Source organism: Janthinobacterium sp. SUN033 (assembly GCF_030397595.1).
Taxonomy (GTDB): Bacteria; Pseudomonadota; Gammaproteobacteria; order Burkholderiales; family Burkholderiaceae_D; genus Janthinobacterium; species Janthinobacterium kumbetense.
This window is the reverse complement of the sequence record NZ_JAPQNV010000001.1, coordinates 1,119,775-1,134,798: the sequence shown is the minus strand read 5'-3', so window position 1 is coordinate 1,134,798 and position 15,024 is coordinate 1,119,775. Positions and strand designations below refer to the sequence as shown.

The following is a 15,024-nucleotide window of genomic DNA, read 5'->3' as shown; positions in this document are numbered from 1 at the left end:
TGTCAGTCGCGCTGGTGGCGTCCGATGTAGCGTGCGCGTGGCCGTATCAGAACCGCGCTGTCTGCCTGCTCGATGGCATGGGCGATCCAGCCGGCCGAGCGGGCCAGCGCAAACACGCTCATGCCCGCGCCCTCGGGCCAGCCGAACGCCAGTTCCATGGCCGCCAGCGCCAGGTCGGCGTTCGGTTTTACTTCGAGCAACTCGGCCGCCTTGGCGCACGCGGCCAGGATGGCGTGCAGTTGCGGGTACCCGCGCGACATCGCGGACAGGCTTCCCAGCAGATACGCGGCGCGCGGGTCGCCCAGCGGATACAGCGGGTGGCCGAAACCGGCGAATTCCGGCGCGATGGTTGTGTAAAAGGTAGCGATGGCAGCACCGGCGTCAGGCGCGGCCAGCGCCTGCGTCAGCATGCACCTGGCCGCCGCGCTGCCGCCGCCGTGCTTGTCTCCGCACAAGGCCGCCAAGCCCGCACCCAGCGCCGCCGGCAGGCTGGCGCCCGTCGAGGCGACGCAGCGCACGGCAAACGTCGACGCATTCAATTCATGGTCGGCCAGCAGCACGAGGGCGGCGCGCAGCAATGCAGACTGCTGCGCGTCCGCTTGCCACGCCTGGGCCAGCTGCTGGTGCAGCGGCATGGCGGACGGCGCCGTTTGCAGCAGGGCGGCGGCCAGGATGCGCATCGCTGCGGGGCCGGATTGCAGCGAGTGCGGCATGTCCGCTGTCGTCAGCATGGCCATGGCCAGCATGGCGCGCGCCAGCGGCGGCGCGTCCGGCGCGCGGGTCAATCCTGTCGGCTGGGCAGGCGCGTCTTGCTGAAAATAGTCACTCGCACCGTCGTCCCACAGCAGGCTGGCGGTCATTTCCAGCGTCGCGTGCCGCGCCAGCGCCGCCGCATCGCAGCCGCGATACAGCAAGCGGCCGTCGAGGATGTGGGAAATGCGCGTCTCCAGCACGGGCAAGCCCCAGTGCATGGCGGCCACGGCCGTCTGGCCACCGCGCTTGGCGTCGTTTTTACGGGCCGCCAGGCGCAGCACGTCTTCCTGCGGATAGCGCTTGCGGCGCGACGCACCGTTGCTGACGGAAGCGAGCAAGCCCCGGCTCACATAGGAATACAGGGTGGGCAGGCTGACGCCCAGCAGGCGCGCCGCGTCAGGAGCGGACAGATCGTTGTTCATGGCGGCCATTGTAGCGTTTGTCACTTTATATTGATTCATGGAATCAAGATTGACGGGCCGGGCCACGCGTCACTAGACTCATGCCTTTCCAGGAGTTTCCATGAGCACCTTTGCCATACGCACCCTGCGCCCGGACGACGCCGCGCCCTTGCTGGCCTTCGAACAAGCCAACCGGGCGTGGTTCGAGCGCCATATCGACCGGCGTCCGGACGCTTTTTACAGCATCGACGGCATTCGCGCGCACGTCGCGCAATTCCTGGATGAGCACGCACAGGGACGCATGCATCCCTGCGTCATCGTGGACGAACACGGGCAGTTGATCGGGCGCGCCAACCTCAAGGACATTGACCGGGAGCAAGGCGTAGCCGAAGTCGGTTACCGCATCGGGGAACAGCAGGCGGGCAAGGGCCTGGCCACGGCCGCGCTGCAGTACCTGATTGCCCTGGCGCAAGACGAATGGCGGCTGGCCAGCCTGTGCGCTTACGCCATCGACGGCAATGCGGCGTCGATCCGCGTGCTGGAACGCTGCGGTTTCGCGCAGGGAATGGCCGTGCCCGATATTGCCATCGTGGAAGGCAACGTCGTCGATGGCCACCGGTTTGCGCTGGAATTGCGGGCGGCTGGGGTAGACTCTGCCCTATGATAAATATGCAAAGTTGCCAGATATGAATCAAAAAACCTCAAAACGCATCGTCGTCATCGGCGCCGGCATCGTCGGCGCGTCGCTCGCCTACCACCTGGCCAGCAAGGGGGCGCAAGTCACCGTCGTCGAGGCGGGCGGCATCGCTTCCGGCGTGACGGGCACCTCGTTTGCCTGGCTTAACGCGTCCTGCGCGGGGATGGATCCCATCGCGCCCCTGCGCGGCGGCGCCATCGCCGCCTGGCGCCGGCTGGAAACGCAGGTGCCCGGCTTGGCGGTGCGCTGGCATGGCGCCTTGTCATACGGCACGCAGGATGGGCGCGTTTCTCCCTCGTGCATGGTGATCGACCGCACCCGCATCGCCCAGCTGGAACCGCAGCTGCGGCAACCGCCGCAACAGGCGCTGTACGAGCCGGAGCAGGGCGCCCTCGACGCCGTCGCCGCGACGCACGCCTTGCTGGCAGCGGCCCGGGCGCTCGGTGCGACGGTCCGCACGCACACGCCCGTGCTGGGCTTTGCCATCCAGGACGCGAAGGTGAGGGGCGTGGAAACGGCCGCTGGCGTCATCGATGCGGACGTGATCGTGCTGGCGGCCGGCACCGCCACCGCCGCGTTGGCGAAGCAGCTGGGCGCCAGCCTGCCCATTCACGCCTCACCCGCCATCTTCCTGCGCTACCAGGCGCCGCCCGGCGTGGTGCGCGGCATTATTTCCAGCCATGCAATGGAAGTGCGGCAAGACGAAGATGGCGCCATGCTGGCGGCGGAAGATTACGTGGACGACACCCCGGAGAACCAGCCGGCCGCCATGGCGCAGCGCACGGCCAGCGCGATCCGCAGTGAACTTGAGGGCGCCGAGGCCATCACGCCGGAGTACGCCTGCATCGGCCTGCGCCCCATGCCCGTCGATGGCGTGCCCGTCATCGGCTACTTGCCGCAGGTCGAAGGCGCGTACGTGTGCGCCATGCATCCGGGCGTCGTGCTGGCAGGCATCGTGGGTCAGCTTGCCAGCGGGGAAATCGTCGACGTTCAGCCAGCGTCAGCCCTGGAAGCTTGCCGGCCCGCGCGTTTCCTGGCGTAAATGACGTGAAGACCCGGCGCCGCGCCGATTCCTACGGCACGGGCACGACAAATACGGGCAGGATGAACGGCGGCGCCTCTTGCGCATCGCCTTCCTCCGACGGGGCCTGCATGAAATGCTCGTTGCGCCAGTCCCCGTTCACCACTTGGTCGGCGATCAGCGCCAGATCCTGCGTTTCGCGCACCTCGCGGCGAAACGGCAGCCGGCCATGCGAGCGCGACACCAGGCTGAAGCGCAACTGGCGGCATTGCGCATCGTGCCAGCAATAGAACAGCATCTGCTCGCCGGCGAGCGCGCCGCTGCGTGCCGCGATCAATTCGCCGATGAATGCAACGATATCCGCCGCTTCTATGTGCGGCGTTTCCTCGTCCGTGGGCGAAAAGCTCCACATGTTCTCCATCGCTTCGCGGTTGATGTCGTCGGCATCAATGAACACTTCATCGTCTTGCGCCATTTCCAGCCATGCATTGACTGTCCTGCAATTCATCATGTCGTCATGCATCCCATGTTTTAAAAGCCGTCCATACCGAGCGCCATGCGCCATGCGGAAGTTTGGCCTGCATGGAAAGTGACAGTCCGCCGTCGCCCATACGATCGCCTGGCTTCCATTGTTTATTCTTCAGATTAAGTGCCCGTGCTCTTCCCATGTCGACAGTTTTCATGTCTTTGATGTCATAGCCGACTTCCAATACGGGATGCAGCACTTCTCCATTGGCTGTCAAATATAAAGTATCGACATGGACCTTGGGTTTGTCAAAACGTTCGTAAAGCCTTGTTGCAGCGGATTTAAAACCCTGGTCAATGGCGATGCTGATGGTCGTTGGACCATTGCAGCCCAGAAGCGCGGCAAGCGCCCAATAGTCATGGTCAGCAGTGACAAGCCTGGCCAAACAGCGTTCTATCCATGCCAATTCATCAGTTCTGAATTCTTTCCAGTATGGAGCAAACGAATTCTGCAGGTAGCCGACTTCGTGCAGCGCGCCGACCAGGTTAATCTGCTTGTCCACGCAGCCAATATCCTGCAACAGATGGGCTGCAGCTGCGGCGACCGCATACTCGCCTTTGGCCATGGCCTTATCTTCAAGTTTTTTCAGTTTGGTGTTAATACTCATTCTTTTCCTGGTGCGGACGATACCGCGCTCGTTATGATTGCTGGCGTCTCTCGGAAGCGGGGAATGCGTTGATCGTCGTCGCGTGGCCCGCATTGGCGCAAGCTTGAGCGAACGCGACTAAAGATACGCCGGTCGCCAACGCTCCATGCCTTCCTCTTCATCAAGCCATTCTTTTTTATCAATAAACCATTGCTGGTTTTTAAGACCAAATGTATATCTGTATCTATTCTTGAATCCCGAAGTATGCTGCGTGGAAATGACAGCTTTACTTCCTGAGATGCATGAATTTAAAAATATTTCGGTGGGTGAGTATTCAGGAGGATCGCTGCAGAGCAATGACATCTGGCGACCTTGTTTTCTTTCTTTTTTGGTGCAAAAGCAATCAAAAATAGCATCAATATCCTGCTTCATTTTTTCTTTGAGAGTAATCAGCCCTTTCTCTCGCACCTCGGGGTAGTAATGAAGTTCCCAACCATTCATGGCCAGAATAAAATCCTTCAATACATTTTCCACATCAACTATTTCAATACTCATCATTTCCCTTGGCTAGCAAATGTCGCTAGTGTCAATAAAGATGCCAGCGCCCGTCATTTCATGCTGCCATCTTTGATCATTCAAGTTCAGACCATTCCGGATTGTGCCACACCTCGACCTTGAAGCTCCGCCTCCTTGCCGTGCCGGATCAGCACTCAGGAACTGGCTTCTATTTATCATAAAAGCCTCAACATTCCTGCACTGACTTGCATGCACTCACCCCCTCGGCCCATCCAATAGCAACTCTGCCAACCTGGTCGTCAGCCACAAACTCGTCTCGCTGAGCTTCTTGCCGTGGATCGATAAGCGCCGCACGGGCAGGCGCGACAAGGCCAGGGGACTTCCTGAGTTGTGGCTTCCCGCTGATTCACAGCAAAATTCTCGGCTGAATCGGGCTTGCGATGACTGCGACTGCAAAGCGTACTCCGTCGAAAAGTAATTCTTGAATTCAGGCCTGGGAAGTACATCAATGCTCAGCTCAGCTTCACCCGACTGCGGATTGCGGATAGACCATTCTAAAACCATGATGCTGAGATTGCATTTTAATGCATAATCCTTGATGGAAATTCTCCTGAGTCAGATCATCCACAATGCAGTGCAAGTTAACACCAGGTGGTTGAACGATCAATGTCAGTTGATAACTTAGGATTTCCTCATTCTCCGCGGAGTAATACGTTTTCATTGCCTTGTTTTTTACATATGCTCCGGCTTTTCTCAATGCTTCATTAATCAGGTATGTTATATTATCGTCCAGCGTCACATCCAAATTGTCAGGACCATTATATTTGCATAGTATTGAAATTGGAAATTCCACCGCTATTTCAACTTTTCTTGCATGGTCGCAGTCTATTTTCATTATTTCATGTCCTGCTGTAAATTTAATTTTAAATCACTTTGGCTAATATCAATGGCTTGAATAAAATGCTACAACTCAAAGGCTGGCGCCGACTCAAGATGCTGCGCGGCAGGGAATGCCTGTACCCGATAGCGCACTGGATAGCAATCGACTTCCTGCATCAGTTCACCGCAGATGGCCAATGCATCATTCCATGCCAGCATCTTGGTGGTGCTTTCGCCGCCGGCATCGTCAAGCTCCACCATGGCCACTACATCAGTGCGCGGCAGCAGCGTGTTGACACCGCGGGTCCAGCTTGCTGCAGATGTAACGCGCTGGCCATCTTTTGACTTTATCAACATGCAAGTGGCCACGAAAATATCCTCTCCAATGCTGTCGTTGACCCGATCCCACTGCTCTTTCTGCAGCTCGTAGTGATGTGCGCGCATTAACTGTTGAAAGTGCGCCAAGGCTCCGGCCACGGCCGCGTCCGATGGCTGGAACACGACGATTTTTCCCTGTTCAATGCGATACATGGTGGCCGAGACCAGGCGTCCCTCGTCCTGCACCAGCTGGTCGGCCAGGGAGATCATGCGCAATTGCCCCGCTACATTATGTGACGATGCCAGCAGGAAACGTCCACGCGAGGGAATCATCGCCAGCGGTTCGGCGTCTTTGCAGACGCGACTCAGCAAGTCAGGCAGCAGCAGGCGCGATGAATCATAGTCGTCCTGCCATTCGCCCATCAGCAATCCATCGCCCAGATCCGTAAAGCTGTACGGCGTGCATTCGCGCAGATTGTCCATGGCCGCCGTCAGCGCTGCATCGAACGTCACGCCCCATTGCGCCAAGACGGCCTGGCCGACGATTGCCATGTGCGAGTCTGTGTTGTAGGCCAGCATGATGATCGTATCGTCGTCCAGTGAGCGGTAGGCATCGTTCACTTGCTGGCGCTCTGGCTGGGTCAGCGCCACCAGGCGCAAGTAGTCGCCTTGTGCCCGGCTGCGTACCACCGGCATCAGGCAGGGTTTGGCTTCGGCAAAGCTGGCAGGCAGGCCGGGCACGACCATGCTGGCCAGATAGTTTTGCAGCACTTGCGCACGCATCTTGCGCGGCGCGGCGCAATAATCGTGATAGGCATTATCCAGATTGAAGATATGCTGACTGTTTTCACCCATTAGAATGCGAAACTGCTCCGCATCGTAAATCAATTTCTGTACCTGGCCGTCGGCGCGCGCTTGGCGCATGACTAGGGAGGCAAAAGAATCTGGTGAGGGACGCGTTCGGAAAAAATCGAGTAGATTCATGGAATTTTTAATTGAAAGATAAAAAGATCATGGCGGATTATAATCGTGATTAACAATGATTGTAATGCGCACTGTTCTTTCAATAAACGGGATAAATTCAAATTATATTGTCATGACCAAGGCCAGTGAATTTGTCGATCAATAGTGACTTTGTTGCACAAATAAACTCAGTGACTGCTTAAAAACTTCGTAGCAACTTTCCAGCCAAAGCATCTTTGATGTTTTGGGGCGAGTGGCGATGTGGACGCAAGTCTATCGGGTGCTTGCGCTTCCAATGTTCTGTATTAACTACATGACCTCACCCCCGCGGCCCATCCAGCAACAACTCCGCCAATCTGGTCGTCAGCCACAAACTCGTCTCGCTGAGCTTCTTGCCGTGGATCGATAAGCGCCGCACGGGCAAGCGCGACAGGGCCAGCGCAGGGCAGGGCACTTCCTGCAGATATCCCTTGTAGTTGTCGTAATTGGCGATGTTCAGCGGCAGAATCGCCCAGCCCAGCTCGTCCGCGACCATTTCCGCGATGCTGTAGAAACTGTCGGAAAACCAGACGGCGGGGCTGAACGCGTGTTCGCGGTTCAGTTCTGAATCCATGATCAGCTGGCGGTAGCGGGTCAGCTCGTTGCGGCTCACTTCCTGGCCGTGCGCCATGGCGTGGCCTTTGGCCACGAATACGCCTTGCGCCACGCTGCCGATGTGCTGCTGTTCCAGCACGGGCGAGATGGGGCCGCGGTCGAAGTGAAACGCCACATCCGCTTGCTGCTGCTCCACGTATTGCGCCACTTCCGACGCCGTGGCGTTGAGCATCACCAGTTCCAGCGCCGGGTAGCGCGCCGCCAGTTCCTTCACCAGGGTGCTGATGGCCAGGTAGGGCAGGGCTTCGTCCAGGGCCAGGGTCAGCTGCGCTTCCGGCGCCTCGCTCAGCAACTGGGCGCGCAATTGCAGGCGTTCGGCCTGGCGCAGCAGTTCGCACGCTTCCAGGTGCATCACCTTGCCCGCTTCCGTCAGCACGGCGCTGCGGCGCGAACGGTCGAACAGTTCCACGCCGAATTCCGCTTCCAGCAGACCGATCGAGGTGCTGACCACCGATTGCGCGCGGCCCAGCCGGCGCGCCGCGCCCGAGAAAGAGCCGGCCGCAACGGCCGCCTCGAAGTAGCGCATTTGTTCCAAAGTCCATTGCATCGCATCCACCTATCTGTTTTACAGATGGATTTTAACTTGAATGCCATTCAGGGGCGACATAAAATGCATTTACATTTTCAATAACACGAGATCCGCCATGAAAAACGCTCAAGCCAGTACCCCCGCCATCAGCTTCAGCTGGTGCCACGACGCCACTGCCGAAGATGCGCTGTGCCAGCTCTACCTCGACAACGTCAGCGCCGACTACATCTCCCATTCGGAGCTGCAGGGCGAGCGTGCCGATGCGCCCGGCAACTGGCGCGCGGACTTGCCTGAGGTCATACGCGGCGAAATCCGCGCCGCCCTGTCGCATGACTGGGCGCATGGCGATTCGACCCTGCTGGCCGTCGCCACGTCGGGCGAGGCCATCGTCGGCATGGCCCTCGTTTCCATCGACACGCGCCAGCGCGCCTCGAAATCGTTCGCCGCGCTGGACGACCTGGTCTTGCAGCCTTCCGTGCGCGGCAGCGGCATCGGCAGCCAGCTGGTGGAGTGGGTAGCGAGCGAATTGCGCAGCCACGGCATCGCCCGTTTGTTCCTCGAATGCGGCGCGCACAACCTGACGGCGCAGACCTTCTTCCAGGGACGCGGCTTCAAGCAAGTGTCCGTCGTCATGCTGCGCGAACTCGACGCGCCGGAAGTGACGGCCGCCGTGGATGACAAGGATGGCGACCGTGGCTGACGCCCGCCGCCCCCGACCAGCCCAGGCCCGTGGCAGCCTGGAACGTAAATATTTGCGCAGCACCAAATTCATCCATACCGATAGTTGTTAAAGAATACACTAAAATCCATGAGTTGTTTATGCATCCAATGAAAAAATGGCTGACGCTGGCCATCGTCTCCAGCGCCTTGTTCCTCATCGTGGTCGACATGACCGTGCTCTACACCGCCTTGCCCGCGCTGACGCGCGACTTGCAGGCCACTTCCTCGCAAAAACTGTGGATCATCAACGTGTACGCGCTGGTCGTCTCCGGCCTGTTGCCCGGCCTCGGCACCCTCGGTGACCGCTTGAGCCACAAACCCGTCTTCCTCGCTGGCCTGGCCGTGTTCGGCATCGCCTCGCTGTGCGCCGCGTTTTCGCCCGCGCCGGAGTGGCTGATCTTTGCCCGCGTGCTGCTGGCCATCGGCGCCGCGCTGATGATGCCGGCCACCTTGTCCATCATCCGCCTGACCTTTACGGATAACCGCGAGCGCTCCTTCGCCATCGGCGTGTGGGCGGCCATCGCCTCGGGCGGCGCCGCGTTCGGCCCCGTGCTGGGCGGTTTCCTGATGGAACATTACTGGTGGGGTTCCGTTTTCCTGATCAACGTGCCCATCGTCCTGCTGACCCTGGTGCTGGCCGCCATCGTCCTGCCGAAGCGGGCCGGTAACCGCGACAAGCCGTGGGACTTGAAGGGTTCGCTGCAAGTCATGATGGGCCTGCTTGGTGGCGTGTATGCGATCAAGGAGCTGGGCAAGTCGCAGCCGTCGTATGCGCTGGCCGCCGCCTCGTTCGCCGTGGGCGCCTTCTTCATGCTGAAGTTCGTGCGCCGCCAGAAGCGGCAAGCCAGGCCGCTGATCGACTTCGCCCTGTTCCGCGAACTGCCGTTTTCCAGCGCCGTGGCCGCCGCCATGGTGGCTTCCGCCGCCCTGATCGGCATGGAACTGGCACTAAGCCAGCACATGCAGCTGGTGCGGGAACTGTCGCCGCTGGAAGCGGGCTTGCTGCTGTTGCCGTTGCCGCTGGCATCCGTGTTTGCCGGCCCGTTGACGGGTTTCATGTTGCCGCGCGCCGACAAGGCCAAGGTCTTGTGGGGTTCCTTGCTGGTGTCCGGCATCGGCATGGCGTCTTATCTGCTGCTGCATGACGCCGCCGTCTCGGCCCAAGTGGCCAGCCTGGTGATCCTGGGCCTGGGCCTGGGCGCCGTCATGACGGCCGCGTCCAGCGCCGTGATGCTGAACGTGGCCCCGCAACAGGCCGGCATGGCCGCCTCGATCGAGGAAGTGTCGTATGAACTGGGCGCCGTGATCGGCGTGACGGTGCTGGGCACCATCTTGTCGGCCGTCTACAGCGCCACCCTGGTGATCCCGGAAAGCGCGGGCCTGCTGCCGAATGCCCATGACACGCTCGACGCGGCGCTGCTGGCCGCCGAGCAATTGCCGGCCGAACTGGGCTTGCAAGTGTCGGAACTGGCCCGCTCGGCCTTCGACAAGGCGTTCATTGTCGTGCTGGCCACGGCTTCCGCCATCCTGATGGCGGCCGCAGCCACCATCCGCCACCTGCATCTGCGGGCACGCCGCGCGGTCTGATCGACCGCCCCTTGGGTGCTGGCGTCGCCATGAGCGGCGGCGCCAGCAGGATTCGGTTCTGGAAGAATAGTCAGACGCAACATTACCAAACACCGGCCCAACGATGTGTACAGTGTGTTGCGTTGACCGATTGAATCCGTAGTCAGAAGCAGTCATTCGCGTTGACGTGACAATGTGTGACTTTTCACGCTGGGTAATTCGTTATGCTCACGGGCCGCCGGCGGCGAGAAGCGATCCTTCGTCGTTGCACAGTCTAAATCCACAAAGAAAATCAGCATATGCCTACAGAAAACGCTCCCTTTTGCCCACCAGGCGATGAGGAAATGAGGTCGACCCGGGACCGTTCAAGGGTTGTTTTTCATTCCGACTACCACGTGGCGCAGCTGTGAACGAATATCCGGTCAACTCCCTGGACGATGACGACTCAGCTGGCTGGTCCGCCATCGACGCCAGCCTCGCGTCGCTGTATGGCGAGCAGAAGCCCCAGCATATGGGCCCGCTTATTAACTATCGCCTGGGCGGGCCGGACCCGCTGGACGGTATCAGCGCCTATTACCGCGCGCATCCGGTGCCGCATTGGCATTACGTGACATTCGGCTTGTCGGAACTGTATGAAAAAGTGCAGGAAGACGAACAGTTGAGCGGCTATGGTTTCGAACTGACTTTCCGCTTGCGGGCGATAGAGGGCGCCACCGAGGCGCCGAAGTGGGTGTTCTCAATGCTGCAAAATCTTGCGCGCTATGTCTTCAAGACCGGAAACGTCTTCAGGCCGGGCGAATGGATGACGGCCAACGGCCCGATCGCTCTCGGCACTGCCACCAGGATTTGCTCCATAGCAATGACGCGCGACCCGGAGCTACCTGCCCTGGAAACGCCGAACGGACACCTCGAGTTCATCCAGGTGGTTGGCCTCACTTTGGAAGAAGAGTCTGCGGCGAAGCTGTGGTCGCCGCAGCATGTGCTGGATACCTTCCTGCCCCGCATGCCGCTGTGGATTACCGACTTGGAGCGCGGTTCGCTGATGGACGACCCGGCCCTGGCCGCACAAATGAAGGCCGGGATGGAGCGAGACGGCTCCGGGAACGGCTTCATGTACACGGAGGTGTTGGGCGTTGAGCAACACAAGCGCCTGCTACGCGCGCCGCTGACCGAAGTGACGCTTGGCGCGCGCCAGGTAGATGAACTGTGCTCCCTGCTGCCGCTGCGGATTCCATTCGGACGGCCCTTCACGCTGGCCGGGCGCGACTGGCAGCTGCAACTCGAGCCCGGCGAAGCGTGCAGCGTCACCATGCGCGACGGTAGCGTTGCGATCACCATGACGCCCGCATGCGCGCAGGACTTCGCCCGCACCATGCGTCCGCAGGCCGGCCGCTACCAGTTGGACCTGCTGCCGACCGTGTCGTGGATCGTGCAACAGACTTCCATCTGCGACGCCGACGGCAATATCGTCACCACCATCGGCTGAGCGCTGCGCCATGCAGAGCAAGCCTTGGCGGCCGGTAGTTGCAGGGCGAAAGTGTTTGCACGCGCGGCGCGTCGAAGTCGCTCGCCTCATGGCGGGCTTGCGTCAAACTGTATGGTTCGTCCACCTTATTCCGTGACGATGATCTTCCCATTCATCTCCTCGTGGCCGCTGCCGCAAAAGTTGTCGCATAGAAAGGCGTATTCACCGGCCTTGCCGGGCGTCAGCCTCACTTCGGTGACCTGGCCCGGCAGCAGGTCGGCGCGGATGCGCATGTCCGGGATGAAAAAACCATGGATGAAATCGATGGCCGTGAACGCCAGCACGACCGCTTCATCCTTCTTCAAGGTGATCTCGTTCGGCGTGTAGACGAATTTCTTCGCCTGGATGGCGATGACTCTTTCCTTTCCGGTAATTTTTTTCACACCCTGGGCGTCGATGGCGGCTACCGTCAGCAGCGCGCCGATACCGCAGGCCAACCTTGCACATAGCTGTCTTCTTGCACGGTCCATGGCTCAGCTCCTTGTGACGGGAAATTCCGTGAGCTTGTAGTCCTTGTTTGCTTCCGCCTCCACCTCGCGCAAGCCCAGGCCCTTGTTCGGCGCGGCCGGGTCCCAGGGCAGGGGCGTGCGCTTTTCCTGCGATCCTGGCGCCGGCAAGGGAAAAATCAGGGATTTGGCGGCGTGGTGCGCGATGTGCTCCGTCATGTGGTGATGTTCCTGGTGGATATGACCATAGAACACGGTCACATTGCTGTACGGCATCAATAGCGCCATCGCCTTGTCGCCGTCGCGCGTGGCCCAGTCCCATTTGGGCACGAGGTCGAACAGGGGGCGGTGGGTGAAGACGACGATGCGCGCATCCTTGGCCTGCTTGTCCAGGTCGTCCTTCAGCCACTCCAGCTGCGTGTCGCCGATGCGCGCGCCGGGATCGGAAACGTTATCGAGGGCAATGAAATGCACGCCCTTGTGTTCGAACGTGTAGTTGGACGGGCCGAAGTTTTCCTTGTAGGCGCCGCCGTTGTCGAGCGACGCGTCATGCTCGCCGGGGATGAAACGCACGTTTTTCACTGTCAAGCCCGCCGCGATGTCCTTGAATTCGGCCATGCGCTGGCGGCGTTCCTTCGGGTCGTCCGTCGTATGCGTGAGGTCGCCCGTAAAGATGATGAAATCGGGCTGCACTTCCAGCGCATTCACGGTGGCGACGGCCTTCCTGAAGGTGTGGAGGGCATCGGGGTTGGCGGCGCCCGTGAAACCCCAGTGCACGTCGGACAGCTGGACGAAATAGAAATCCTCGTAGGGAGCGGCTGCCGTCTTTCCGGCTGCCGCCGGCGCATGCCCGTAGAGTCCGGACATGAACACGGCGCCGCCGCCGACGGCGGCCAGTTTCATGAAGCTTCTGCGATCCATCATGATGTTTCTCCTTGAAATGCCTGGCAATGGCTGGCAGGCGGTGGCACAACTGTCTCTATTTGGTGGCCTGGGCCCCGCTGGCCCGTGCGGATTCTTGCTTCAAATAAGCGATCAGGTCGGCGCGGTCCTGCGCGGACGGCACCAGGTAGCCCATTTTTTGGCCGGGAATCAGTTTTTCCGGACCCGACAGCCATTGGTCCAGCGTTTTCTCGCCCCACACGATGGCGGACGCCTTCACGGCGGGCGAATAGTTGTAGTCGGCGACACTGCCGGCTTTCCTGCCGAACACGCCCTTGTGCGCGGGTCCCACGCCGTTGTAGTCGATCGAGTGGCAGGATATGCACATGGTTTTGTAAAGCACCTGGCCGTGCATGGCGTCGCCGGCGGTGGCGACGCCGCTGAACGCCATCAGCGTGGCCGCGGCCAGGCCAGGGAGGAAGCAGGGGTGTTGCATGTTGAACTCCTTTCGCTTTGCGGTTGCCAGGCCCCGATGCAATCGGGGCCTGCACATGCTATAACTGCGAAGGCGCGGCAAATATTCCCGCCTGTGCCGGTTTATTTTCTGCTGTAAAAAAACCGCCATATCGGGAATAAACGGCAGGCAAAGCGAGTCTTGGGAGTTGAGACGCCAGACAGGCGGATGGGTGTTGATTTGAACGACATCGATAAAACCCGGTTCTTTGAAAAAATGGCCTTGCCTCACCTGGACGCCGCCTACAAGCTGGCACGCTGGCTCACGCGCAATGACCAGGATGCCCAGGACCTGGTGCAGACGGCTTTCCTGCGCGCTTACCGCTACATGGACGGCTACCATGGCGACGGCGCGCGCGCCTGGCTGCTGACGATCGTGCGCAACACGTATTACACGTCGCTGCGCGATGGTCGCGCAGAACACGCTAACATCGGCTTTGACGAGGAACTCCATGGCCACGATGAGGATGGATGCGGCAACCCGGAAGACATCCTGGCCCGCGCCGATGCGAAGGAGGCGGTCAACCATGCCCTGGATACGCTGCCGCAGCCATTCAGGGAAGTGCTGGTGCTGAAGGAGATCGACGATTTATCCTACAAGGAGATTGCGGACATCGTCGGCATCCCGATCGGCACGGTGATGTCGCGCCTGGCGCGCGGACGCAAGCTGCTGCTGGCGCGCCTGAAACAATCTGATGGTGAGAGCTGACATGGAGTGCAAGGAATCACAAGACAAGCTGTCCGCCTATGCCGATGGCGAGCTCGATGCCTCGGCCATGGCGCAACTGGCGCAGCATCTGGCCCAGTGCCCGGACTGCGCCAGGGCTTGCGAACAGCTGTTTGCCCTGCGCGTGGCGGTGAAACAGCATGCCGTCGGCCATGCCGCGCCCGCTTTCCTGCAGCAGCGCCTGCGCCAGGCGTTGCAGGAAGAAGCGCAGGAGAAGAGGCAGGTAAAGAAACCCTTGCGCGGCAGAAAATGGGCGCAATTGCCGTGGGCATGGATCAATTTTGGCGTGGCAAGCGCCAGCACGGCGGCCCTGGCCGTCACCCTGGCGCTGTATCTGTCTGTACCCTCGGACGCGGAACGGCTCGACCAGGAGATCGTCGCCAGTCATTTCCGTTCGCTGATGCCCAATCATCTGGCCGACGTGGCGTCATCCGACCAGCACACGGTCAAGCCATGGTTCAGCGGCAAGCTCGACTTTTCTCCACCCGTGGTTGATCTGGCGCAAGAAGGTTTTCCCTTGATCGGCGGGCGCCTCGACTATATCAACGCGCGTCCCGTCGCCGCTCTCGCGTACCGTCGGCATCAGCATGTGCTGAACCTGTATGTCTGGCCCGATGGGGCACAGCGCGATGCGCCGCCGCGCCTGGCTGTCAGGCAAGGCTATCATTTGCTACGCTGGAGCCGCTCCGGCATGCATTATCAGCTCATCTCGGATCTGAATGTGGCGGAACTGATGGACTTCGAGCGCCAGCTCACGGTGCAAATCGACAAGGAAAGTGTGCCGTGAATGCGCCGCGCCGCG

Annotated in this window: 17 protein-coding genes; 7 read left to right on the top strand and 10 right to left on the bottom strand. The window is 60.3% G+C overall.

Annotation, left to right across the window (positions count from 1 at the left end):
- Positions 1–2: 2 nt before the first annotated feature.
- Positions 3–1,199 carry a citrate synthase gene (locus OX460_RS05335; protein ID WP_289897935.1) on the bottom strand — a complete coding sequence of 399 codons (1,197 nt, stop codon included), beginning with the start codon at positions 1,197–1,199 and terminating at the stop codon, positions 3–5.
- Between the two features lie 76 nt (positions 1,200–1,275).
- Here OX460_RS05335 and OX460_RS05330 point away from each other — a divergent pair, with 76 nt between their 5' ends.
- Complete coding sequence (locus tag OX460_RS05330) at positions 1,276–1,818, top strand: GNAT family N-acetyltransferase (protein ID WP_289897934.1); 543 nt, start codon at positions 1,276–1,278, stop codon at positions 1,816–1,818.
- 22 nt (positions 1,819–1,840) lie between these two features.
- Positions 1,841–2,893, top strand: a complete 1,053-nt coding sequence (locus OX460_RS05325; RefSeq protein ID WP_289897933.1) for an FAD-binding oxidoreductase — start codon at positions 1,841–1,843, stop codon at positions 2,891–2,893.
- A gap of 31 nt (positions 2,894–2,924) precedes the next feature.
- On the opposite strand, the gene OX460_RS05320 is transcribed toward OX460_RS05325, so the two are convergent.
- The 6 genes from OX460_RS05320 to OX460_RS05295 all read right to left on the bottom strand — a co-directional run bounded on the left by OX460_RS05320 (position 2,925) and on the right by OX460_RS05295 (position 7,861).
- Positions 2,925–3,383, bottom strand: coding sequence for a hypothetical protein (locus OX460_RS05320; protein ID WP_289897932.1), 459 nt, complete (start codon positions 3,381–3,383; stop codon positions 2,925–2,927).
- Between the two features lie 4 nt (positions 3,384–3,387).
- On the bottom strand, positions 3,388–4,005 hold the full coding sequence (locus OX460_RS05315; RefSeq protein WP_289897931.1) for a hypothetical protein: 618 nt from the start codon (positions 4,003–4,005) through the stop codon (positions 3,388–3,390).
- A gap of 117 nt (positions 4,006–4,122) precedes the next feature.
- Positions 4,123–4,542, bottom strand: coding sequence for an NTF2 fold immunity protein (locus OX460_RS05310; RefSeq protein ID WP_289897930.1), 420 nt, complete (start codon positions 4,540–4,542; stop codon positions 4,123–4,125).
- A gap of 481 nt (positions 4,543–5,023) precedes the next feature.
- A complete protein-coding gene (locus OX460_RS05305) occupies positions 5,024–5,395 on the bottom strand; it encodes a hypothetical protein (protein ID WP_289897929.1) in 372 nt (123 codons plus the stop codon).
- 68 nt (positions 5,396–5,463) lie between these two features.
- On the bottom strand, positions 5,464–6,681 hold the full coding sequence (locus OX460_RS05300) for a hypothetical protein (protein ID WP_289897928.1): 1,218 nt from the start codon (positions 6,679–6,681) through the stop codon (positions 5,464–5,466).
- A 298-nt stretch (positions 6,682–6,979) separates the two neighbouring features.
- Positions 6,980–7,861 (bottom strand): LysR family transcriptional regulator, encoded by an 882-nt coding sequence (locus OX460_RS05295; protein ID WP_251348762.1) that lies wholly within the window; start codon positions 7,859–7,861, stop codon positions 6,980–6,982.
- A 97-nt stretch (positions 7,862–7,958) separates the two neighbouring features.
- Between OX460_RS05295 and OX460_RS05290 the strand changes: the two genes are divergently transcribed.
- The 3 genes from OX460_RS05290 (at position 7,959) to OX460_RS05280 (ending at position 11,615) form a co-directional block, all read left to right on the top strand.
- Entirely contained in the window at positions 7,959–8,543 is a 585-nt protein-coding gene (locus tag OX460_RS05290; RefSeq protein ID WP_289897927.1) for a GNAT family N-acetyltransferase, read from the top strand.
- Between the two features lie 128 nt (positions 8,544–8,671).
- Positions 8,672–10,150, top strand: coding sequence for an MFS transporter (locus OX460_RS05285; protein WP_285817064.1), 1,479 nt, complete (start codon positions 8,672–8,674; stop codon positions 10,148–10,150).
- A gap of 385 nt (positions 10,151–10,535) precedes the next feature.
- Positions 10,536–11,615, top strand: a complete 1,080-nt coding sequence (locus tag OX460_RS05280) for a suppressor of fused domain protein (protein WP_289897926.1) — start codon at positions 10,536–10,538, stop codon at positions 11,613–11,615.
- 125 nt (positions 11,616–11,740) lie between these two features.
- Here OX460_RS05280 and OX460_RS05275 read toward each other — a convergent pair whose 3' ends face one another.
- From OX460_RS05275 to OX460_RS05265, 3 genes are read right to left on the bottom strand one after another with little or no spacing between them, the layout of a single operon-like run.
- A complete protein-coding gene (locus OX460_RS05275) occupies positions 11,741–12,124 on the bottom strand; it encodes a cupredoxin domain-containing protein (RefSeq protein WP_289897925.1) in 384 nt (127 codons plus the stop codon).
- A 3-nt stretch (positions 12,125–12,127) separates the two neighbouring features.
- Positions 12,128–13,021, bottom strand: a complete 894-nt coding sequence (locus OX460_RS05270) for a metallophosphoesterase (RefSeq protein WP_289898415.1) — start codon at positions 13,019–13,021, stop codon at positions 12,128–12,130.
- 58 nt (positions 13,022–13,079) lie between these two features.
- Positions 13,080–13,478, bottom strand: a complete 399-nt coding sequence (locus tag OX460_RS05265) for a c-type cytochrome (RefSeq protein WP_289897924.1) — start codon at positions 13,476–13,478, stop codon at positions 13,080–13,082.
- Positions 13,479–13,712: 234 nt separating this feature from the next.
- Here OX460_RS05265 and OX460_RS05260 point away from each other — a divergent pair, with 234 nt between their 5' ends.
- Both OX460_RS05260 and OX460_RS05255 read left to right on the top strand, forming a co-directional pair.
- Positions 13,713–14,204 carry a sigma-70 family RNA polymerase sigma factor gene (locus OX460_RS05260; protein ID WP_289897923.1) on the top strand — a complete coding sequence of 164 codons (492 nt, stop codon included), beginning with the start codon at positions 13,713–13,715 and terminating at the stop codon, positions 14,202–14,204.
- Positions 14,191–15,009: an anti-sigma factor gene (locus OX460_RS05255; RefSeq protein WP_289897922.1), complete on the top strand. Its 819-nt coding sequence runs from the start codon at positions 14,191–14,193 to the stop codon at positions 15,007–15,009. The genes OX460_RS05260 and OX460_RS05255 overlap by 14 nt, the downstream gene beginning before the upstream one ends.
- Positions 15,010–15,024: the final 15 nt, after the last annotated feature.

Excerpts from the sequence above, each read along its gene's own strand:
- OX460_RS05275 (WP_289897925.1), bottom strand. The coding sequence starts at position 12,124 with ATGGACCGTGCAAGAAGACAGCTATGTGCAAGGTTGGCCTGCGGTATC.
- OX460_RS05325 (WP_289897933.1), top strand. The coding sequence starts at position 1,841 with ATGAATCAAAAAACCTCAAAACGCATCGTCGTCATCGGCGCCGGCATC.
- OX460_RS05290 (WP_289897927.1), top strand. The coding sequence starts at position 7,959 with ATGAAAAACGCTCAAGCCAGTACCCCCGCCATCAGCTTCAGCTGGTGC.
- OX460_RS05300 (WP_289897928.1), bottom strand. The coding sequence starts at position 6,681 with ATGAATCTACTCGATTTTTTCCGAACGCGTCCCTCACCAGATTCTTTT.
- OX460_RS05320 (WP_289897932.1), bottom strand. The coding sequence starts at position 3,383 with ATGATGAATTGCAGGACAGTCAATGCATGGCTGGAAATGGCGCAAGAC.
- OX460_RS05255 (WP_289897922.1), top strand. The coding sequence starts at position 14,191 with ATGGTGAGAGCTGACATGGAGTGCAAGGAATCACAAGACAAGCTGTCC.
- OX460_RS05260 (WP_289897923.1), top strand. The coding sequence starts at position 13,713 with ATGGCCTTGCCTCACCTGGACGCCGCCTACAAGCTGGCACGCTGGCTC.
- OX460_RS05270 (WP_289898415.1), bottom strand. The coding sequence starts at position 13,021 with ATGGATCGCAGAAGCTTCATGAAACTGGCCGCCGTCGGCGGCGGCGCC.
- OX460_RS05310 (WP_289897930.1), bottom strand. The coding sequence starts at position 4,542 with ATGATGAGTATTGAAATAGTTGATGTGGAAAATGTATTGAAGGATTTT.
- OX460_RS05330 (WP_289897934.1), top strand. The coding sequence starts at position 1,276 with ATGAGCACCTTTGCCATACGCACCCTGCGCCCGGACGACGCCGCGCCC.
- OX460_RS05285 (WP_285817064.1), top strand. The coding sequence starts at position 8,672 with ATGAAAAAATGGCTGACGCTGGCCATCGTCTCCAGCGCCTTGTTCCTC.
- OX460_RS05295 (WP_251348762.1), bottom strand. The coding sequence starts at position 7,861 with ATGCAATGGACTTTGGAACAAATGCGCTACTTCGAGGCGGCCGTTGCG.
- OX460_RS05265 (WP_289897924.1), bottom strand. The coding sequence starts at position 13,478 with ATGCAACACCCCTGCTTCCTCCCTGGCCTGGCCGCGGCCACGCTGATG.
- OX460_RS05315 (WP_289897931.1), bottom strand. The coding sequence starts at position 4,005 with ATGAGTATTAACACCAAACTGAAAAAACTTGAAGATAAGGCCATGGCC.
- OX460_RS05305 (WP_289897929.1), bottom strand. The coding sequence starts at position 5,395 with ATGAAAATAGACTGCGACCATGCAAGAAAAGTTGAAATAGCGGTGGAA.